Annotated in this window: 14 protein-coding genes and 2 tRNA genes; 1 reads left to right on the top strand and 15 read right to left on the bottom strand. The window is 67.8% G+C overall.

The genetic code is table 11. The annotated features are described in order from the left end of the window. Positions 1–285: 285 nt before the first annotated feature. The 7 genes from DVR07_RS04410 to DVR07_RS04380 form a co-directional block, all read right to left on the bottom strand. Positions 286–1,653 (bottom strand): ABC transporter ATP-binding protein, encoded by a 1,368-nt coding sequence (locus DVR07_RS04410; RefSeq protein WP_115795549.1) that lies wholly within the window; start codon positions 1,651–1,653, stop codon positions 286–288. Next, entirely contained in the window at positions 1,646–2,695 is a 1,050-nt protein-coding gene (locus DVR07_RS04405) for an ABC transporter ATP-binding protein (protein WP_115795548.1), read from the bottom strand. The genes DVR07_RS04410 and DVR07_RS04405 overlap by 8 nt, the downstream gene beginning before the upstream one ends. 2 nt (positions 2,696–2,697) lie before the next feature. Then, complete coding sequence (locus DVR07_RS04400) at positions 2,698–3,891, bottom strand: ABC transporter permease (RefSeq protein WP_115795547.1); 1,194 nt, start codon at positions 3,889–3,891, stop codon at positions 2,698–2,700. Continuing rightward, positions 3,891–4,865: an ABC transporter permease gene (locus DVR07_RS04395; RefSeq protein WP_115795546.1), complete on the bottom strand. Its 975-nt coding sequence runs from the start codon at positions 4,863–4,865 to the stop codon at positions 3,891–3,893. The genes DVR07_RS04400 and DVR07_RS04395 overlap by 1 nt, the downstream gene beginning before the upstream one ends. A 58-nt stretch (positions 4,866–4,923) precedes the next feature. Next, positions 4,924–6,834, bottom strand: a complete 1,911-nt coding sequence (locus DVR07_RS04390; protein ID WP_115795545.1) for an ABC transporter substrate-binding protein — start codon at positions 6,832–6,834, stop codon at positions 4,924–4,926. Between the two features lie 235 nt (positions 6,835–7,069). Further along, on the bottom strand, positions 7,070–7,762 hold the full coding sequence (locus DVR07_RS04385; RefSeq protein ID WP_115795544.1) for a DJ-1/PfpI family protein: 693 nt from the start codon (positions 7,760–7,762) through the stop codon (positions 7,070–7,072). A gap of 230 nt (positions 7,763–7,992) precedes the next feature. Next, positions 7,993–8,067 (bottom strand) — tRNA-Met (locus tag DVR07_RS04380). A 304-nt stretch (positions 8,068–8,371) separates the two neighbouring features. On the opposite strand from DVR07_RS04380, the gene DVR07_RS04375 reads away from it, so the two are divergent. Further along, positions 8,372–10,750, top strand: coding sequence for a DUF2298 domain-containing protein (locus DVR07_RS04375; RefSeq protein ID WP_115795543.1), 2,379 nt, complete (start codon positions 8,372–8,374; stop codon positions 10,748–10,750). Positions 10,751–10,811: 61 nt separating this feature from the next. On the opposite strand, the gene DVR07_RS21335 is transcribed toward DVR07_RS04375, so the two are convergent. The 8 genes from DVR07_RS21335 to DVR07_RS04340 form a co-directional block, all read right to left on the bottom strand. Then, positions 10,812–10,970: a DUF7576 family protein gene (locus DVR07_RS21335; RefSeq protein ID WP_162829423.1), complete on the bottom strand. Its 159-nt coding sequence runs from the start codon at positions 10,968–10,970 to the stop codon at positions 10,812–10,814. A 110-nt stretch (positions 10,971–11,080) separates the two neighbouring features. Next, the gene (locus DVR07_RS04370) at positions 11,081–11,371 is read right to left on the bottom strand and encodes a HalOD1 output domain-containing protein (RefSeq protein WP_115795542.1); all 291 of its coding nucleotides are present in this window, start codon (positions 11,369–11,371) and stop codon (positions 11,081–11,083) included. A 157-nt stretch (positions 11,372–11,528) separates the two neighbouring features. Further along, positions 11,529–14,558, bottom strand: coding sequence for a PAS domain S-box protein (locus tag DVR07_RS04365; RefSeq protein ID WP_115795541.1), 3,030 nt, complete (start codon positions 14,556–14,558; stop codon positions 11,529–11,531). Positions 14,559–14,686: 128 nt separating this feature from the next. Beyond that, positions 14,687–15,235, bottom strand: a complete 549-nt coding sequence (locus tag DVR07_RS04360; protein ID WP_115795540.1) for an iron transporter — start codon at positions 15,233–15,235, stop codon at positions 14,687–14,689. Between the two features lie 200 nt (positions 15,236–15,435). Next, a tRNA-Gly gene (locus DVR07_RS04355) sits at positions 15,436–15,506 on the bottom strand. Between the two features lie 158 nt (positions 15,507–15,664). After that, complete coding sequence (locus DVR07_RS04350) at positions 15,665–16,363, bottom strand: class I SAM-dependent methyltransferase (RefSeq protein WP_115795539.1); 699 nt, start codon at positions 16,361–16,363, stop codon at positions 15,665–15,667. A gap of 405 nt (positions 16,364–16,768) precedes the next feature. Beyond that, complete coding sequence (locus DVR07_RS04345; RefSeq protein ID WP_115795538.1) at positions 16,769–18,913, bottom strand: type II secretion system F family protein; 2,145 nt, start codon at positions 18,911–18,913, stop codon at positions 16,769–16,771. Then, complete coding sequence (locus DVR07_RS04340; RefSeq protein WP_193570012.1) at positions 18,913–20,571, bottom strand: type II/IV secretion system ATPase subunit; 1,659 nt, start codon at positions 20,569–20,571, stop codon at positions 18,913–18,915. The genes DVR07_RS04345 and DVR07_RS04340 overlap by 1 nt, the downstream gene beginning before the upstream one ends. Positions 20,572–20,795: the final 224 nt, after the last annotated feature.

Here is a 20,795-nt window from a genome sequence, read left to right as displayed (position 1 = left end):
ATACCGCAAAAATCCTCGTAACAGAGAAGAGATACGTCCCCATACTTACGATACATGCTCAAGGGAGAGGTAATGAAAATTGTGGCCGATAGGACGATGAATTGATACTTCGAAGTCCGCGATTTTGCCGCGACGGTGGCCGATTACGCTGAGAATCGTTCAACAAGTAACAGCTGCACGTCGCGCAGGGGTCGTCGGAGTCCAGTCACTGACGATACGTGTAGATAAAATACAATTAATTCGTTCGCCGGCGTCAGCGCGGTTCGGCGACAGGCCGGGGCGAGGTCAGTCCGAGAGCGAGGCCGACTGCTCGAACTCGTCGCCGGTCTCGGCCTCGTGGAGCAGACAGCTCGCCTTGTGTCCGGGCTGGGTCTCGGTGTACGTCGGCTTCCGGGTCTCGCACACCGTCTCGAACTCGGTCGAGAGCAGGTCGTCGGCGCTCTCGAAGTCGCCCGCCGCGACGTGCTCGAGCCCCTCCGCGAGGACGGCCTCGGCGTCGGCGTCCGGGAGCGGGTCGGGGACGTCGAACTCGTCGCGGATGACCGCGTCCATCTGGTCGGCCGTCACCGCCTCCTCGTCGATGTCGCCGTCGTGCTCGCCGACCACGTACTCCCGGACCGCCTCGACGTCGATCTCGTGCTTGCCGATGCGGTCGCGGAGTTCCATCACCGACCGCCAGTGCTCCTGCTCGAAGTCGTAGCCCTCGGGCTGGATGACCTTGGGACACCGGGTGTGGAAGCGACAGCCGCTCGGCGGGTTCGAGGGCGACGGGACGTCGCCCGAGAGCTCGACGCCCATCCCGCGCTGGCGGGGGTCCGGCACCGGGATCGACGACAGCAGCGCCTGGGTGTAGGGATGCTGGGGGTTCTCGAACAGCTGCTCGGTCGGACCGAGCTCGACGATCTCGCCGAGGTACATCACGGCCACCCGGTCGCACACTTCCCGGACGACGCCCAGGTCGTGGCTGATGAACAGCATCGACAGTCCGAACTCCTCCTTGATGTCGTTCATCAGCGAGAGGACCTCGGCCTGCACGCTCACGTCGAGCGCCGACACCGGCTCGTCGGCGATGATGAGCTCGGGGTTCAGCACGAGCGCGCGCGCGAGCCCGACCCGCTGCTTCTGGCCGCCCGAGAACTCGTGGGGGTACCGGTGGTAGTCGTCGGCCGACAGCCCGACCCGTTCGAGCAGGTCCTCGACGATGGCCTTGCGGCGCTCCTTGTCGTCGAGCCCGTGGACCCGCAGCGGTTCGGCGACCGACTCGCCGATCGTCATCCGCGGGTCGAAGCTCGAGGAGGGGTCCTGGTAGATCATCTGGGCCTGGCGCCGGAACTCCTTGAGCTGCCGGTCGTCGAACTCCGTGACGTCGTTGGGGTGCGGGTCGGCCGACGGGTCGGCCACGGGGTCGTACTTCTCGCTGTTGAAGATGACCTCGCCCTCGGTGGGCTCCTCGAGCTGGATGATCGAGGAGGCCGCGGTCGACTTCCCGCAGCCAGACTCGCCGACCAGCCCCAGCGTCTCGCCCCGCGCGATGTCGAAGCTGATGCCGTCGACCGCTCGGACGCGGCCGACCTCCCGCGAGAGGATGCCCTCGGTGATCGGGTAGTGCTTCTTGAGGTCGCGGACCGACAGCAGCGGTTCGCCGTCAGTCATCGTCGGCACCCCCCTTGAAGCCGGCCGACGCGTCGCTCGGGTCGGTCCCCGACACCACGGACTCGTCGTAGCTCGGCTGGTAGTAGATGCACGAGGCGCGGTGGTCCTCGGCGTCGGTCGCGACCAGCGGCGGCTGCTCGCCCTCGCGGCAGACGTCTATGGCGTGGGGGCATCGCTCGGCGAACCGGCAGCCGTCCGGCGGGTCCGTTGGGTCTGGCAGCGACCCCGGAATCCCGTGGGTCTCGTTGCCCCGACCGGGCAGACACTCCATGAGCGCCTGCGTGTAGGGGTGGGCCGGGTTCTCGAACAGGTCGTAGACGTCGCCGGTCTCCATCACCTTCCCGGAGTACATCACGATGACCCGGTCGGCGACCTCGGCGACGACGCCCAGGTCGTGGGTGATGAGCAGGATGCTCATCCCGAGCTCGTCCTGGAGCTCGTTGAGCAGCCGGAGGATCTGGGCCTGGATGGTGACGTCGAGCGCGGTGGTCGGCTCGTCGGCGATGAGCAGGTCGGGCTCGGTCGCCAGCGCCATCGCGATCATGACCCGCTGTTTCATCCCGCCCGAGAACTGGTGGGGGTAGTCGTCGAACCGCGCGGTCGCCTCCGGGATGCCGACCTGGTCGAGCAGGTCGATGGCCTTCTCGCGGGCCTCGTCCTTCGAGAGGTCGTCGTGGAGCCGGATGGCCTCGACGATCTGCCAGCCGACGGTGTAGCAGTGGTTGAGCGCGTCCTGCGGGTTCTGGAAGATGTGGGCGATGTTGTTCCCGCGCACCTGCCGGAGCTCCTCGTCGCCCATCTCGTTGATGTCGCGGCCCCGGAACCGGATCTCGCCGTCGATCTCGCCCGGCGGCGTGTTGATGATCCGGGTGATGGATTCGCTGGCCACGGTCTTGCCGGAGCCGGACTCGCCGACGATGCAGACCGTCTCGCCCTCGCGGATGTCGAAGTCGATGCCGTCGACCGCCTGAACGACGCCTTCGTCGGTCGTGAACGTCGTCCTGAGGTTGCGAACTGAGAGTAGTGGTTCGGTGTCAGTCATGATTACGTCTCGGACTCCGAGTCGGCTTGCGGGTTGAGCGCGTCGAGCAGCGCGTCCCCGAGGAAGTTGTACGCGAGGATCGTGAAGAACAGGAAGATCCCCGGAATCGTCGAGATCCACCACGCGAACGAGAGGTCGCTCCGCCCGGCGGCGATGACCTGGCCCCAGGACGGGACCGTCGGGTCGCCCAGGCCGAGGAACGACAGCGACGCCTCGAACAGGATGAACGACGGAATCAGCAGCGTGAGGTCGGTGATGATGCTGCTGGCGGTGTTCGGGATCAGGTGGCGCCGGATGATGTGCCACGTGCTCGCGCCGCTGGTCTTGGCCGCCTTGATGTACTCCTCTTCGGTCTTCTGGAGCGCGTTCGAGCGCACGTATCGCGCGTTGTTGCCCCAGGTGAGCCCGCCGAACATCAGCACGAACAGGAACAGGCTCGGCTCGTACATGTAGGTGATGAGCAGGTACGCGATGAAGGTCGGGAAGACCATCTGGATGTCGACGTACCGCATCAGCACCTCGTCGACCAGCCCGCCGGCGTACGCCGCGACGGTGCCGACGACGCTGCCGATGACCATCACCAGCAGCGCGGAGATGAGCCCGATCTTCATGCTGACCTGCATCCCGTAGACGACGATCTTGAAGATGCTCTTGCCGTCGCCGGTCGTCCCGAGCGGGTACTGCGTGCTGCCGTGGCACAGCCCGTTCGACACCTCGCCGGCGCACTCGATCACGTACGACGTGTCGACCGCAGTGAACATCGGCGGCTGGTACTTCTCCAGCAGCGCCAGTTCCGGCTTGCTGATGAACAGCGGCCCGACGATGCCGACGACGAAGATGGTGATCAGATAGCCCAGACTCACCATCGCGGGCCTGTTCTTCTTGAACTCCTCCCAGTAGTACCGCGTCATCCGCGGGTTCTGGTACATCGGGACGACCGCGAAGAAGAACAGCGCCACCAGCGTCAGCGCGAACAGCCAGTCGAGCTGGGAGACGCTGTACGACCAGCCGACGGCGCCGAACGTGGGTTCGCCGTCCGGCACGATCAGGGCGTCGTAGATGAACAGGCCGGTCATCGCGGCGAGCACGGCCGCCAGCCCCTTGTCCCGGGTCGAAAGCGAGAGGCCGTGACCGCTCGTCTCCTCGTCCCAGTCGACGTCCTCGAACGTGTCGTTCGGAGAGTTCTGCGTCGCCATCACCGATCACCGTACCCGATGCGCGGGTCGAGCAGCGTGTACACGATGTCCTGCAGGAGGTTGCCGATGACCGAGGCGAAGATGCCGATGAACGAGGTCCCGATCACCAGGGCGGTGTCCTGGGACCGGATCGCCTCGATGGTCAGCAGGCCGAGCCCGGGAATCCCGAACACGACCTCGACCAGGTACGACGAGCCGATGAACAGCGCGATCATCGAGCCGACGAACGTCGTCGACATCGGCACCGATGCGGGCCGCAGGATGTGGCGGGTCAGGATGCGGGTGTTGTCGGCACCCTTCGCGCGCGCCGTCTTGACGAAGTCCGTGTTGAGATACTCCGCGGCCTCGTTGCGCGTGACCCGCATGTACGTGCCGATGGAGCCGGTCACCAGCACGAACACCGGCAGGATGAGCTGCTTGACGTTCGCCCAGCTGAACACCGGGACGTCGCTGTTGTAGATCACGGGTACCCAGCCGAGTTGGACCGCGAACACCAGCAGCAGCATGATGCCGAACCAGAAGTTCGGGATCGACATCCCGAAGAACGCGAAGAAGGTCGCGACGTGGTCCTTCTTCGTGTACTGGTTGACCGCCGAGTAGAGGCCGACGCTCGCGCCGATGACCATCGTCAGTATCGTCCACGGGATGGAGTACTGGGCCGTGTAGTACAGCGAGGTCAGTATGGCCTCCGTCACGGGTTGGCCCCTGCTGTCCGACCACCCCCAGTTGAGGGTGAACGTGTCGACCATGTAGTCGGTGTAGCGCTGCCAGAGCGGCCGGTCGTACCCTCGCAGCTTGTTGAGGCGCTCCTCCGCCGCTTCGGCGCTCTGACCCGCCTGTGCGGCCTTCTGCTTGGCCTCGATGATGTCCTTGTCCGGTGCCGCCGCGAGCAGCCCCCAGGTGATGGAGATGATGATAAACGTCACCACGAACGTCCACATCAACCTGCGAGCCACGTACCATCTCATGCCCATAGTTGAAAGTCTCGTATCTGAAGTACTGAAATCGGAGGGAGTTCGGTCGGCGCTGCGCTTACTCGTCGTTACGGTGCCACGTCGAGAAGTCCCAGCCGCTGAAGAACTCCTCGATGGGGCCCTCGATGCCCTCGCGGTAGCCGTAGATGTCGGAGTTGAGCGCCAACATCCCCATCGGCTGGTCCTTCGAGAGCTTGCCGAAGATCTCGGCGAGGATCTCCTTGCGCTTCTGGGGGTCGGTCTCCTGCTTGGCCTGGCTGAAGAGGCTCGCGAAGTCGAAGGACGGGTAGTAGCCGTACGGGTTGTACGTGCCGTCCTTCTTGAAGAAGACCTCGTTGGTGGTCGGCGTCATCGGGTAGGTGTTGAGGCCGTAGACGCGGGCCATGTCCCAGCCGTTCTTGCTGGTCGCCTTGTCGCGCGGGCCGGCGTTGTACGCGCCGTGGCTCCACTCGAACGAGTCCGCGTTGTCCGGCACCTGCTGCTGCCAGTAGTCGCGGACGAACTTGGTGGCGCCGACGCCGTTGAGCTTGACCTTGATGCCCGCGTTCTTCGCGAACTCCTGCTTGACGAACTGGGCGGTCGCGACCTCGGTCTGCTGGCTCGACTGGTACATCAGCGTCAGCTCGACCTGCTCGTCGTTGCCGTCGACCAGCGTGTCGCCGTCGTAGCTGTACTCGGTGTCGCTGAGCGCCTTCTCCATCCGCGAGCGGGTCGCCTCGGGGCCGTAGAGGTCGCCGGTGCCGTACTTGACGACCTTGCTTTCGTCGTACCAGGGCGACCACTTGGGCTGCCAGGTGTACTCGGGCTCGGCGTAGTCGCGGAACACGCCCTTGACGAATTTCTTCTTGTCGATGGCGCAGCCCAGCGCCTGCCGGACGCCCTGCTTGCGGAACGGCTTCCAGCCGTTGGCGCGCTGGTTGTAGAACAGCGGGACGTTGTACGGCTGGGGCGTGACGTTCAGGTAGACGTCCTCCTGCTGCTTGAAGTTCGAGGCCTTGTTCGGCGGAATCTGGGCCTCGTCGAGTTCCCCCGTCTTGAGCGCGGAGAGCCGCGAGCTCTCCTCCTTGATGATCTGGGTCTCGACCGTCTCGAAGTACGGGGCCTTCGAGAACGCCTTCTTGACGTCGTCGGCCTCGCGCAGGTAGTACTCGTCGTTGCGCGTGAAGACCATCTTGTTCTGGCGCTTCCAGCTGTCGAGCTTGTAGGGGCCGAGGTTCCCGGTGAACGACAGCGAATTGAGCTCATCGTCCTGCTCCAGCCCCTCCGCGTCCTGCTCGTCGACGTAGGGCTTGAGCAGTTCCTTGGGCGCCGTCTTCATCAGCCACATGGCCGGCCGCTTGGGGAACGCGGGGTCGACCTCCGGAAGCTGAATCTCGAAGGAGTACTTGCCGGTCTTCTCGACCGGGATCGGCTCCTCGTCGATGTACCAGTCGCCTCGGGCCGCGCTGCCGGCCCACTCGGTCTGGTGGACGTTCTTGATGAGGTAGACGTAGTCCTCGGCGGTCAGCTGGCCGTAGGGGTCGCTCCACTGGAGGTTCTCGCGGAGCTTCGCCGTGTAGACCCGGTTGTCGTCGGTGGTGAGTTCGAGCCACCGCGGGAACATCTGCTGGCCCGGTTTGAAGCCGTAGGCGCTGTCCAGGGTCAGCGTGATCATGTCGTTCGTCGTCGACTCGGTGTTGTAGATGAAGTTCAGCGAGTCGAAGCTGGAGGAGACCGCCTGCGTGTAGGTCCCGCCGACCTCGGGGAGTTCGCCAGCCTCGGTGGTCGTTCCTTCGGTCTCGGTCTCCTCGCCGAACCCGACGTCGTCGGTCGTCGTCGACCCGGTCGTCGTGTCCTGCGGACTGTCCGAGCCCTGGCAGCCGGCGAGACCGGCGACGCCAGCGACGCCCAGCGCCTGGAGCCACTTCCGCCGGTTCATGCCCGGACTGCCTTGTTCTGTGGTATCAAAGCCGTTGTTGCCAGATGGCATATCCTTTACCTAATCCTAGCTCCCTATATAAGTGTCGATTCGTTCGATTCGTTCCGATTCTGGTAGGTAGAATAGTCGAATGTATGTGCTAACTACCTAGCGTTTTTACGAAGATTCTAAACTTAGATCGGGTTGAAACACCACGATGAACAAACATGTGCAATAATGCATATAGATACGGCCCACAGGATTATGACAGGAAGAGCGACGAGTCGGTCGGCCGCGGACCGACGGGTTACGCCGGCCGGGTCACGCCGAGCGCCTCGACGAGCGCCGTCACGCCGGCGTGTGACGACTCGGGCCCGCGGGCCGTGATGAGGTCGCCGTCGACGGTGACGCTCTCGTCGGCGTCGAGTTCGGCGTCCCAGTTACCGCCGGCGGCCGTGACCTCGTCCTCGACCCAGTAGGGCAGTTTCCGGCCGTCTGGCATCAGGTCCTGGTCGTCGACGATGTTCTCCTCCCACTCGTTGGGGAAACCGGTCACGTTCCGACCGTCGACGAGCATGCCGCCGTCGCTGTCGCGGGCGAACGCGAGGAGGCCGACCGCGTGACACACGACCAGCGCCTTCTGGTCGTCGCCCTCGACCGCTTCGCGCAGCAGGGCGCGGGCGTGCTTGTCCTGGTTGACGTCCCACTCGGTGCCGTGCCCGCCGGGGAACACCACAGCGTCGTACTGGTCGGCGTCCGCGGCGGCCAGCGGCATCGGGTTCTGGAGGCGCTCGTCGGAACTGTGGACCTCCTCGACCCACTCTGCGGTCTCCTCGCCGACGTTCTCCGGGTCGACGGAGCGGTCGTCGACCACCGGCTTGCCGCCGGACGGCGTCGCGACGTCGATGCTGGCCTCGGTCTCCGAGAGCGTCTCCAGCGGGTCGACGCACTCTTCGCCCCAGTACCCCTCCTCGCTCACGACGAACAGTACGGATGTCATCGGGGAGCCGTAGTGGCTGGCGGCCAATAAAACGTTGCTTACCGGTCGTCGTGGCCGGTCCTTCGGCGGGTTACGCCGAAAGTGTAGACTGGAATAGACGAGGCATAATCACTGTCAGGCTCGATATTCACGCAGTGCTCCCTACAGTCCGGCGATCCGATTCCGGGTCTGTTCCGACTCAGAGACTGCTCGACGAAAAGAAGGCTCGCAGTGTGAGTTCGCTCAGAAAGTAGCGGGAGGTAGATTTGAACTACCGATCTGCGGGTTATGAGCCCGCCGGAATCTCCTGGCTATCCCATCCCGCTACCATTTCGTAGCGCCGTCCGACAGATAAGGATTGTGATTCGGTCGCCGTGTGCGAATTTATGCCGGTGGCGTCGCCCCGTTCGACGACTACAGGAGCCGCGATGACTGGCGCCACTACGGACCGTAATGCTACTTCGATCCGGTCCGTCGCGTTCGCGAAACGGTCGTGGTACGGGGTCGAACTGTGCCACCCGCAACGAGAGCTAATCGGCGGTTACGCCCCGCCTGTCGGCGCGAACGGCCGGAGCGGCGGTGAGACGAACCCCAAGACGTTTATCGCTCGGTCGCACGACTACGTATCGAATGGAGTACGCGCTCGTCCTGCTGTGGTTCGTCGCCTTCCAGGCGCTCGCGTTCGTCGCGCTGCCGCTCGCCGCCCGGCTGTTCCCCGGCTTCCCCGACCGGGGAGCGGCGTTCGCCCTCCCGGTGGCGCTGGTGGTCTCGACCCTCGTCGCCTACTGGGTCGGCCACCTCTCGTTCGGTCGGTGGACCGCGTTCCTCGGCGTCGGCGCCGTCGCCGCGCTCTCGGGGGTCGTCCTGTGGAGCGACCGTTCGCTCCGCCCCGGTGCGGACGACGCCCCGCCGATGGACACGCGCGCGTACGTTGAAACAATAATCGTCTTCGGCGTCGCGTTCGCGCTCCTGGTCGCGGTCCGGGCCGTCGACCCGTCGGTCCACCCCGGCGGCGGCGAGAAGTTCCTCGACTTCGGCATCCTCAAGTCGCTGTTGCGGGCCGACGTCCTGCCGCCGCAGGACATGTGGTGGGCCGGCGAACACGTCCTCTACTACTACGGCGGCCACCTCATGGCAGCCCTGCTCGCCCAGCTCACGGGCACCGAGGCCGAGTTCGCCTACAACCTCGCGCTCTCGGGGTTCTACGCCGCGCTGGTCACGGCGGCGTACGGACTCGCGGGGGCGATGGCCGACGCCCGCGGCGCCTCGCGCCGGATCGCGGGCGCGCTCGGGGCGTTCTTCGTCGGCTTCGCGGCCAACCTGGTCACGGCGGTCACGGGGCTGGTCTGGCTGCTGCCGGCGCCCACGGACCGGCGGGTCGCCGACTGGCTCGCCGAACCGCTCGGCGACTCCTCGTCGAGCGGCCTCGTGGCCGACGGACTCGACGCGTTCGGCTACTGGGCGCCGAGCCGGGTGATCCCCGGCACCATCAACGAGTTCCCGCTGTTCTCGTTCCTCAACGGCGACCTCCACGCCCACATGGTCAGCACGCCGTTCCTGCTGCTGGTCGCGGCGCTCGGGTTCGCGTACTACCGGACCCGGCCCGGCGCGCTCCGGCGCCGGCGCGCGCTCGCGTTCGGCGCCTTCCCGCTCGTCGTCGGCCTGCTCGGCCTCGTCAACGTCTGGAGCTTCCCGACCGGCCTCGGCGTGGTGTGGCTCGCGGTCGTGTTCGCGCCCGCCGACCCGCTGACGCTGTTCCCCGGCGTCGCCGCCGACGAGGCGGCCGAACCGGTCACCGACGGCGGAGCCGGTGCGAGCGCGGGCGACGGAGCGGCGAGCGGAATCGACTTCGCACTCCTAGCGGAGGCCCGTCGGGTCGGCGCCGCGTTCGCCGCCACGGCCGCGGTAGCGGTCGCCGCTATCGCCTGGGTCGCCCCGTTCGTGTTCGGCATCCTGCTGCGCTCGACCGGCAACCGCAGCATCGCGGTGCTGCCCGAGCAGTCCAGCGCCGTCGGCCTGCTGCTCGTCCACGGCGCGTTCATCGCGACGTTCGCGGCGTTCCTCTGGCCCCGGGCGAAGGCGGCGTTCGACGTCGACCCCGTCCGGTTCGGACTGCTGGCCGCGGCGCTGATGGGGTGGGCATGGGTCGTGGACTACCCGGTGCTGGTGCTGGTAGTCCCGCTGCTGGCGGTCGGCTGGCTCATGCTCCGGACGGTCGGCGACGCGGTCGACGCCGGCGGCGTCGGCTACGAGACGGTGCTGGTGGTCGCGGGCGCCGGCCTCGTCACGCTGGTGGAGTTCGTCTACGTCCAGGACAGCGCGGCGGGCGGCCGGTTCAACACCGTGTTCAAGGTGTACATGCAGGTGTGGGTGCTCTGGGCGACCGCCGCGGGCGCAGCGCTGGGGACCCTGGTCGCCTCGTCCGGTCCGACAGACTGGGCGCTCCCCCGCGTCGGAATCGACCGCTCGGACGTCATGGGCGGGCTGGCGGCGGTGCTGGTCGTCTCGACCGCGCTGTACGGCGGACTGGCGCTCGGCGGTCACTTCACCGCCGAGGGCCACCGCACCGACGACCCGACGCTGGCGGGCAAGGCGTTCGTCGAGGACCGTCACCCGGGCGAGGCGGCCGCCATCGCGTGGCTCGACGCGAAGGCGGGCCAGCCTCACATCGTCTCGACGCCCGGCCGGGAGGTGTACACCTGGACCAGCCCCGCCTCGTCGCTGACCGGCCTGCCGACGGTCATCGGCTGGGTCTACCACGAGGGCATCTACCGGGGCCACGAGACGGCGGAGTTCCGGGCCGAGGAGGTCGACCTGATCTACACCGGGACGTGGGCCGACCGGGCAGAACTGCTCCAGAAGCACGACGCGAAGTACATCTACGTCGGCCCCCGGGCCCGCGAGCGGTACGCCGCCGAGAACCTCCGCTTCGGCCAGTACCCGGGCATCGAACCGGTGTTCGACCGAGGCGAGGTCGTCATCTACCGCGTCCACCAGTCGCGGCTCTGAGTACGTTGAGAGAGAAGCGACCGAAACCCGAGAACCGTTTTCCGCGCCCAGCCCTGCCGATTCAGTCGTCGGCGTTCTCGACGTCGACCCACGCCGTGCGGCACGCCTCCGAGCAGAAGTCGTAGATCTCGACGGTGCCGTCGTCGTCGCGGACGGTCGCGACCGGATGCCACTCCTCGGCCGGAACTGGGCTCCCGCACCGAGCGCACTCGTCCGTCATGGCGTAGGCGTCCCCCGATTCGTCTGTCGCCGCCGGGTGAGCCGGGTCACGGCTACGCTGCACCGGGCCTCCGTCGTGGGTGTCGGAACGTCGTCATCGTTCGGGGGCGCTCACCGGGTCTCGTCGCCGAGCCCGGTCGCGACGGAGTGCTCGGTCACCTCCACACTGCCGCTTCCCCGGACGACGACGTCGCAGCCGGCGAACGCGAACTCCACGTGGCCCCCGTTCCGGCCGCCCGCGCCCGTCGCGGCGAACAGCCGGTCGAGCGCGTCCGGGTCGATGACGTGGTAGAGAGGTCCGACGTCGGTCGGGTCCCTCCCCGTCGCCTCGGCGACCGCATCGATGACGCGCTGGCTTACCGACTCCTTCCCGAAGGTGTCCCCGCTGATGCTCTGACTCATGTTCTATACACCAGTCTATAGTACGACGTAGGATAGCGATTAACGATAGATGCATACGCGCTTTGGCTCCCTCGGGGTTATACATCTAAATACGGGCAGAGAGCGTCCGACTCGTCCCGGGGTGACAAGTGGCCACACTGCCGGATGACCGGAGACGTTACTCGTCGAACAGCAGGCCGAACAGGGTTCGTTCGGCGCCCCGGATGTGGCGGCTGACGGTCGGCTGTGACACGTCGAGCGAGTCGGCGACCTCCTGGGCGGTGCTCTCGCGGGGCCACTCGAAGAAGCCGCCGAAGTAGGCCGTCCGGAGCACCTCCGCCTGGCGCTCGGTGAGCCGGTCGGCGAGTTCGGACTCGAAGTCCTGCCGGGTCATCACCGGTTCGTCGAGCTCCCGCCGGGCGACCAGCTGGGCCTCGCCGTAGTACCCCTCGAAGAGGTCCACGAACGTCCGGACGTTCGCGCTCTGTGGAACCCGTATCACGAACCGGCCCTCGTCGGGGGTCGCCGAAATGGACCGGGGCATCCCGCCGCGGTCGACCAGCGACCGGAGGAACGACTCGTCGGTCAGCACGGCCTCCAGAAGGAGCTCGCCGTCGCGCTCGGTCACGAGGCGGACGTCCTCGACCCACGGGACGTCCGCGGCGAAGTCGAGCGCCCGGTCCGCCGGGGCACCCCGGATGGCGTAGAAGACGTGCAGGCGGCCGTCGCTCCGCTGGACGGCGTCCTGGAACTCGAACTCCGCGCCGGTCTCGGCCACGAAGGCCAGGACGGGGTTCTTCGTGCCCCGGATCCGGAAGTCGAGCTCGACCGACCGCTCGCTGACCAGCGCCTGCTTCTGTTCCAGGGCGTTGAGCGCGTAGCCGATGGTCTCGCCCAGTTCCGACAGCACGGTCCGCTCGCGGTCGTCGAACACGTCGGTCTCGCCGGCGTAGAGGTTGAGGACGCCCCGGAGCGTCCCGGCGTAGACGACCGGCACGGACGCGCTCGCTCGGTAGCCCCGCTTGAGCGCCTCCTCGCGCCACGGCTCGAACGGCGGGTCGCCGAGCAGGTCGTTCTGGACCTGGGGCTCCTTCGTGCGGACCGCCCGGCCCGCGGGACCGCGACCGTGCGGGTCCGAATCGTCAGCGTTCACGGTGACGGCGTCGAGGTAGCCGTCCTCGACGCCCGCCCGCGCCCCGGGCGCGACCGCGTCGGTGACGCGGTCGTGCGTGCCGAACCACGCGAACCGGTAGGGGCCGGCGTCGGTCAGCCGTTCGCACACCGCCTGCATCACGTCCTCCCGGTCGGACGCCTGGGTCAGCGCCTTGGTTATCTCCCGGATGACGCTGTTGAGTCGGTTGACCCGCTCGAGCTCGCGGTTCTTGGCCTGGAGGTCGTTGCGCTGCTCCCGGAGCGTGGCCTCCCGGTCGGCCCGGTCGAGCGCCGACCGGACGTTCGAGCACAGCACGTCGGCCAGCGACCGGTCGGTCGCGTCGAACGCCGCCCGGTCGGGCGACGCGGCGAGGAACACCCCGTGCTTGCCGAGCGGGACGACCAGCGCGCTCCCCATCTCGGTGTCGGCGTCCACCGCAGCGGGGAGGTCGTCCAATCGCTTCGGCTCGTTCTCGACGAACGCGCGCCAGGCGACGTCGTCGCCCCGACCCCCGAAGAGTTCGTCGTCGATATTGCCGCGCCACCGCCGCACCGTCGAGGCCAGGCTGCCGCCCTCGCCGTCGTACAGCGCCACAGCGGCGTTCGGAAACCCCAGCACATCGACCGCCGCGTCGACGCCGAGGTCGCAGATATCGGTCCGGCTCTCGGCCTCGGCCAGCGACTCCAGCATCTCGTTGAGCGCGGTGAGCGTCTCCTCGCGGCGCTTCCGGTCGGAGACGTCCCGGACGACCCCGACCCGGCCCAGTTCGCCGCCGAGGTCCAGCGGCGCGATGCGGGCCTCGACGGGGACCGAACCGCCGTCTGCGGTCGGTAGCTCCCCCTCCATCGTCGCCACGCCGCCCTCTTTCTCGAGGGTGGCCTGTATCCGCCGGCTCTCCTCGATCCGGTCGTCGCCGACGACCATCGATGCGGGCGCCCCCAGCAACTGCTCGCGGTCGTACCCCGTGAGCTCGACGTAGGCGTCGTTGACGGCGACGAACCGGGAGTCGGCGTCGAGCGCGTACACCCCGTCGCTGACCGCGTCGAGCATCGCCTCGGAGCGTTCGAGCCGACGCTCGCGCTCGCGGCGCTGGACGACGGCCGCGAGGATGTGCGCCATGCTCTGGACGAACTGCACCTCGTGGTCGGCGTAGGATCTCGTCGCCGTGTCGTGAGTGCCCAGGATACCCCACGGGTCGTCGGCGGACCCGATGATCGTCGAGATGCCGCTGCGCACGTCGTGGGACGTGAGCAGCTCGGGCCCGGTGAACCGGTCCTCGGTCTCGAGGTCCTCGACCACGACCGGTTCGGCCGACAGCAGGGTGTAGCCCGCCTGCGAGTCGCGCTCGGTGCCGACGGTCGCCGACCCGACCAGCCCCTCGCGCCAGCCGACGCCCGCCCGGAGCAGCAGGTCGTCGCGCTCGGGTCGGAGCTCGAGCACCTTGCAGTAGTCGTTGCCGAGCGCGTCGGCCACCAGTTCGACCGCCGCGTCCGTGAGGTCGGCCAGCGACTCGTCGCCGAGCGCCCGCTGGGAGAACGTCGCGAGCGCCTCCTGCTGGGCCACTCGGTCCCGGAGCTCCGACTCCCGGCGCTTGCGCTCGGTGACGTCCCGGACGACGCCGGTGAACCGCCGCTCGCCGTCGGCGGCGAACTCGCTGAACGAGACCCCGAGCGGTATCTCGGTGCCGTCCCGGCGCTCACCCGTGAGTTCGACGTAGCGCCAGTCGACGTGGCGCTCGTCCTCCCGCAGGTAGCGCCGTATCCCCTCGCGGTGGCGCTCGGCCAGGTCCGGCGGCATAAGTTCCGTCAACTGCTCGCCGACGAGTTCCTCGGGCGCGTAACCGAACAGGTCCTCGACCGCCGGGTTGGCGTAGTGAACGACGCTGTCGGTGTCGACGACCAGGACGGCGTCCGCAAGTTCCTCCGCGAGCGCCCGGAAGTGCTCGCCCTCGACGCCGCCGTCGGCGACGGCGTCGCCGGTCGACCCGGTGGCGGCCGCGAACGGGACTCGGGCGAGGGAGAGAGGCGCCTTCCCGTACCGATACGGGCCGTTCATCGCTGGGTAGACACTCCCGCTGGTCGATTGCCGGTTTGTTTCACTGGAAGCTCGGGTACGTCCACGGGTCCGACTCTGACGGAAATCCAACGAGCCGATTCCAAAAAAGCCCCTCGGCCGGACGGGAGTCAGTCCTGGCCCGTCTCGATGTCGACGTCCTCGAACGTGACGGTGACCGGCTCGCCGTACCGGTCGCCGTTCTGCTCGTCGTGGCGCTTGAACTCCGGCGGTTCGACGTGCACCTCGACGTCGTAGGCCCCCTCGCCGGGCACCGCGAGGTTCTTGCCGTAGTGGTACAGCCCCGGGTGCCAGAGCAGCGGGAGTCGGGTCGGGCCGACCCGCTCGCCGCCCTCGTCGATCAGCGAGGCGAGGACGGTGCACTCCGGGACGAGTCGGCCGTCCTCGGCGTCGCAGACCGCCACTTCGAGGTGGCAGTTCTCGTCGTCGGGTTCCACCCACTCGAACTGTCCCTCCTTCTGGAGGACGTACATCCCCTCGGCCTCCTCCTGGGCGAACCCGACGACGTACTCGCCCGCCTCCTGCTTTCCGCCGGTGTGAGCGACCTCGTTGGCCATGTAGTCGAGCGCCTCCTGGTAGGCGTCGCCCGCCTGCTGGGCGAGATCGAGCTGCTTCTGGTCTACCTCCTCGCTCGTCTGCTTGGCTGGATTGTCGGGCATGCGGACGGGAGAAGAACGACAGGCGCGAGATTAAGGGTTGTGGCGGTGAACGAGGTCCCGAGCGGACGAACTGGTGGTCGACGTGGTTTCCCGAAGAGTGCGCCGGCCGGGACTTGAACTCGATGGCGAGACTCGCTCCGCTCGCCTCGCGTAGTTCAACCCCCGCTGGCGGTTTTCGTCTCGCTTCGCTCGACAGAAAATGCGCCGGCCGGGACTTGAACCCGGGTCGATGGCTTGGAAGGCCATAGTCATACCACTAGACCACCGGCGCACTGCGTTCGCTTCGCTCACTTGTGCGCCGAGGCTCGCAAATCCTCCGGATTTGCTCACCACCGGCGCTCACACGTGCCGAGTGTCGACGGCTGTGGTCCGTCTGACTGCCGGCACGCGTCGTGGCATCCCGAAATTCGCCACCCGGCAATAAGGGCCTTACTGTTTCGGCGCGCGAGCGACGCCGTAGCAGTTCCCGCTCGAGAGCTCGAAATCGACCAGCTCCAGGGCGCTCTCGGCCACGTCGTCCCGGAACTCGGCGGGCGCGTAGATGTGGTAGAACCGCTCGACCGTCTCACCGCCGGGCAGGGTCCAGTCGACGGCGGTGTCGAACCCAGTCTCGGCCTCGCTCGCCGGTCGGTCGAACCGGTCGTGGGCCGTGCTCCACGCGCTCACGAGCGCGCGCCCGCCCGACGCGAGGACGCGCGCGAGCTCGTCCAGACTGTCGACCCGGGCGGCGCGGGTCGGCAGGTGGTGGAGCGTCGCGACGTACACCGCCGCGTCGATACTCGCGTCCCGGATCGGGAGGCGGGCGGCGTCGGCCTGGACGAGGTCAACGTCGAACGCTCGGTCGGTGGCCCGCTTGCGAGCCGCGTCGAGCAACCCCCGGCTGACGTCCGCGCCGACCACGCGGTCGGCGCGCTCGGCGAGGAGTTCCGCGTGACGCCCGTTGCCGCAGCCGAGGTCCAGCGCGGTCTCGGGGTCGTCAAGCGCCGCGACGAACTCCTCGACCTCCGGCCAGGCGTACTCGCGGGTCTCTGCGAAGTGGTCCGCGATGTAGTCGTAGGTCGCCCGGACCTCGGCGCGTCGGTCGGCGTCAGTAGGAGAGCCGCCGAAGTCGCAGTCCGCCTCGTCCATGTGGCTCCGTGGTGACAGGGCGTGAAAACGGCACCGATGCCGACGAGCTACTCTCTGTACGTCTTCACTGTGCTATAGTCGGTTCACGGTTGGTCACTGCTATTCGGAATGTCAGTTGAACAAGTAGTTTCAAAAACTCGACAATGAGCGGGTAGCTAGCTACTGCCGTCACATATGTCCCGCAACCGCACCGGGACCGCGACAGCCTCACACCTCCCCAGCCTCTTGCGGTCCTCGCACCGGAAGACTCGCTCTGCTCGTCTTCCGAGCCTCGCTTCGCTACGCTCAGCGAGACTCCGCTGCGGTCCTCATCCCTCGCACGACGATGGCGCGACACGGAGGTCGCGCCAGCGCGCGCCGACCGGTAAATAACGGGCCTCGTCCGTCGGACGTGGATGCGTTCGCTCAGAGCACCAGGAACACGCCGTACGCGATGGCGAGCATGACCGCCGCGTGCTTGGCGCCGTTCCGGACGCTCCCCTCGCCCATCTGACCGGCGACCAGCCCCGAGCACACCGACTGGACCAGCGCGGCGTGGAAGAACAGCAGGGTGTAGGCGTCGGTGTCGACGCTGGAGATGTTCGCGAGCGGCCCGCCCCCGACGGCGCTGCCGGTCGACGTGGCCGCGTCGGTCGGCAGGTTCGGAATCAGGATGGCGTCGAGCGCGGCCACGATGACCAGAAACACCGCGAACGAGAGGTAGATGATGACCACGTAGGTCACCATCTCCTGGCGGCGCTGGCGCTTGAGCCGCCGGGACGCCTGGGCGTCGTCGGCCGCGATGCGGAGCACCCGCGCGACGTCGCCGCTGGCGGCCATCGCGTTGGCGATGAGCGAGACGACCCGGGTGATGGTCGGGGTGTCGAGGCGGTCTTCGAACCGGTAGAGCGCGGCCTCGGCGTCGACGCCCCACTCGATGTCGGTCCAGAGCCGGTCGACCTCCTCGTCGAGCGCGCCGAGGTCGCTCCGGGCGATCCGGCCGAGGCTCTCGACCACCGACATCCCCGCCTCGTTGACGCTGGCGAGGCGGTCGAGGAAGTCGGGCACGGCGGCCTCGATGGCCGCGATGCGCCGGCGGTGGAGCTCCTGTACGACGGCGAACGCGCCGACGACGACCAGCGCGGCCTGGACCACGAAGTCGTCGGCGACGCGGAGCGAGAACGTCCCGGCGACGAGGTGAGGCCACGCCCGGACCAGGACCGAGAGCAGGCCGAGCGGGACCGCCGCGTACAGCACGACCGTCGGGTCGTCCCGGACCGTCGCCACCGGGTCGGCAAGCGCCTCGCGGATCCAGCGCACGTCCTCGAAGGCCCGCAGGCGCTCGAAGTTCAGCACGGCCTCGTCTGCGACCTGGCCGCCGTCGCTGCGCACCGCTTCGGTCGCGACGACGGCCTCGCCGTCGACGTCCGGTTTCTGGACACCCGTCCGCTCGGCGGTGTCGTCGTCCGTGCGCCGGACGCCGGCGAGCGCCGCGGACGCGAGGTCGACGTCGCGGGCCTCGCGGGTCGCCCGGAGCGACTCGGTGATGCTGTCGAGGTAGACCACGAACCCGACGTTCGCCAGCGGAATCGCGGCGTACGTCAGGAACTGGAGCAGCGGCAGGGTGTCGCCCAGTGCCATCAGTCCCATGATGACGAGGATGGTGATGAACAGCAGCGGCGCGACCACGAACACCGAGACGTACGCCTCAGCGAGCGTGGCGAGGAGTTCGAGGAACGACTCCTGCTGGGCCTCGGCGTCCTCCTGGTAGCGCCGGTACTGGTCGTCGAGGTAGCCCGAGATGCTCTGGCCGCTCTGGAGGACGCTGGCGAGGTTGTCGGCGAACTCGCCGAACTTCTCGCTGGGGGTCCGCTCGGCGGTGCGCTCGATGGCCGTCAGCACGTCCAGCCCGGCGTAGTCCATCGCTTTGACCGCGACGCCGAACTCCTCGGCGGCCTCGCCGTACACCGCCCGGTTGCGGGCGAGCGTCCGCAGGATCTCGGGGAACGCCATCCCGCTCCGCGAGAGGGCGTAGACGAACGCCACGGTCCGGGGCAGGCTCTCGTCGATCTTGCGCTCGCGGGCGTTGGCCCGGTACGAGAGCGTCTCCCACCGGAGCCAGTAGGTGAGGCCGCCGGCCGCCACGCCGAGGGTCGCGCTGCTGGTCAACAGGAGCGCGAACAACTGCCCGAGCGACAGGTCCGGGAGGACCAGGAGGCTCGCCAGGAAGTCGAGCCGGGTCGGTAGCGCCGCCCGCATCGCCTCGGGGGAGATCCGGAGGACGGCCAGCGCGCCCGCGGCCAGGTAGACGCCGAGGACGCTGCCGGCAACCCCCGCGACCCCGGCGTACAGCCAGGTCTTCGCGGCGTAGGTCCGGTAGGTCTCGCCGACGTGGACCGCCTGGAGCAGTCGACGACGCCGGGCCCGATGGCGACCGCGACCCCCGACCCAGCCGCCGAACGCCGTCAGCGCGAGGTGGGCGACCGCCCGGTCGACCCGCCGGGAGAGCGGAACGACTGCGAACGGCGCGACGAGGCCCGCCACCAGCGCGAGAGGGAGGAACTCCAACATCACTCGAAGCCGGTCGAGACCTCTTCGTCGAGGTCCAAGGTGGCCAGCACGCGGTCCGGCTGGGCGTAGTACTCGTTTACCATCGCGGTGAACCGCCGGTAGTCCGAGACGCCGCGCTCGCGGAGGTACTGGAGAACGCGGGCGCGGTCCCGGAGCTCCCGGAGGAGCTCGCCCCGCGACCAGCCCCGCTCGTCCTGTATCTCGTCGAGGACGCTGCTGTCGCTCTGTCGGAAGGTGTCCTCGTCCGGGCGCCACGAGAACGCGGTCGAGTAGTCGAGGTCGCCGGTCCGCTGGTCGATGCCCTCGATTTCGGCGACGACGCGGTTCCGGCGGACGCGCTCGTCGCCGACGTACGTCAGGGTCTGGACCGAGAGGACGTCGAGGCTCTGTATCATCGCCCGCGGGACGTTGATGGGGTCGTTCTCCAGGCGGTTGATGACGGTCTGGACCGAGTCGGCGTGCATCGTCGAGTAGGTGGTGTGGCCCGTGTTCATCGCCTGGAACAGGGTCATCGCCTCCTCGCCCCGGACCTCGCCGACCACGATGTACTCCGGGCGGTGTCGCAGCGCCGACCGCAGCAGGTCGTACATCGTGATGTCGGCGCCCTCGCCCCGGCGCTCGCGGGTGACCGACGAGAGCCAGTTGTCGTGGTAGAGCGCGAGTTCGCGGGTGTCCTCGATGGTCAGCACCTTCGAGCGCGGCGGGATGAACATCGAGATGGCGTTCATCGAGGTGGTCTTGCCGGAGGCGGTCCCGCCAGCGAAGATGAGCGACTTGTTGTTCTCGATGGCCAGCCAGAGGTAGGCCATCTGGTCGAGACTGAAGGTGCCGTACTCGACGAGGTCCACGGGCGTGAACGGCTCGTCGGCGTACTTCCGGATGGTGAACGCCGACCCCCTCGGGGTGACCTCCTCGCCCAGCGCGAGTTCGGCCCGGGAGCCGTCCGGCAGGGTGGTCTCGACGACGGGGTCGCCGATGCTGACGTGGCGGCCCGACTGCTGGGCGAGCCGGACCACGAGGTTGTCGAGTTCGGTCTCGTCGTAGACGACGTTGGTCTCGATGTCGGTGTACTCGTCGTGGTAGACGAACAGCGGGACGTCGTAGCCGTCGCAGGAGACGTCCTCGATGTGGGGGTCGGCCAGCAGCGGGTCGAGCCGGCCGAACCCGCGGAACGTCCGGAAGAGGTAGTAGAACAGCCGGTAGAACGACGCCGCGTCGACCTCCACGCCGTACGTCGAGAGGAGCTCTCGCAGTTCCTCTTTCAGCACGGCCTCGGCAGTGGCGTCGTCGTCGGTGTTCGCGCGGGCGTCGCGCCGGTGGATGAGCGAGTTCCGGATGTCGGTGAGCAACCGGTCGAGCAGGTCTGTCTCGAGGTCGTCGAGTTCGGGCTCGACGACGTGGTACCGGTGCTCGTTCTCGGCGTCGTCGTAGTTGATGGAGACGAAGGCGAACGGCGCGTCGACCCAGTAGCGGTCGACCTCCTCGTAGCCGTCGAGGCCGGAGAACGTGACCAGCGGTCCGTGCTCGGCGGGGTCGTACTCGTCGGTCGAGATCGACGACCCCCGGAGCACCTCCGCGGTCCGCCGGAGCGTGCGCTCGAACTCCCGGACGCGGATTCGGACGTCGTCGGTCCACTCGGACAGGGGTGACTCGGACATGGTGGGTCGCGTCGGGCGGTCCGGCCGCCCGCGACAGTCACGCCTCACATCACAGCGGTGGTACTTAAATCACCGGTCGGACGACGCGGAGGCTCGAAATGATTGACGAACTCCCCGTCGGTAGTGGGGCCACCGTTTTCGGGGAGTGTCTCGGAGAAGCCGGTGAATACAGATTCCGTACTACCCGGTTGACAGAACTTATTTATCTGATACTGCCGTCGACT

Origin of the sequence: Halorussus rarus, from assembly GCF_003369835.1 — an archaeon.
GTDB lineage: Archaea > Halobacteriota > Halobacteria > Halobacteriales > Haladaptataceae > Halorussus > Halorussus rarus.
Note: the sequence above shows the minus strand (reverse complement) of the source record. Positions and strands in the feature narration are given on the sequence as shown.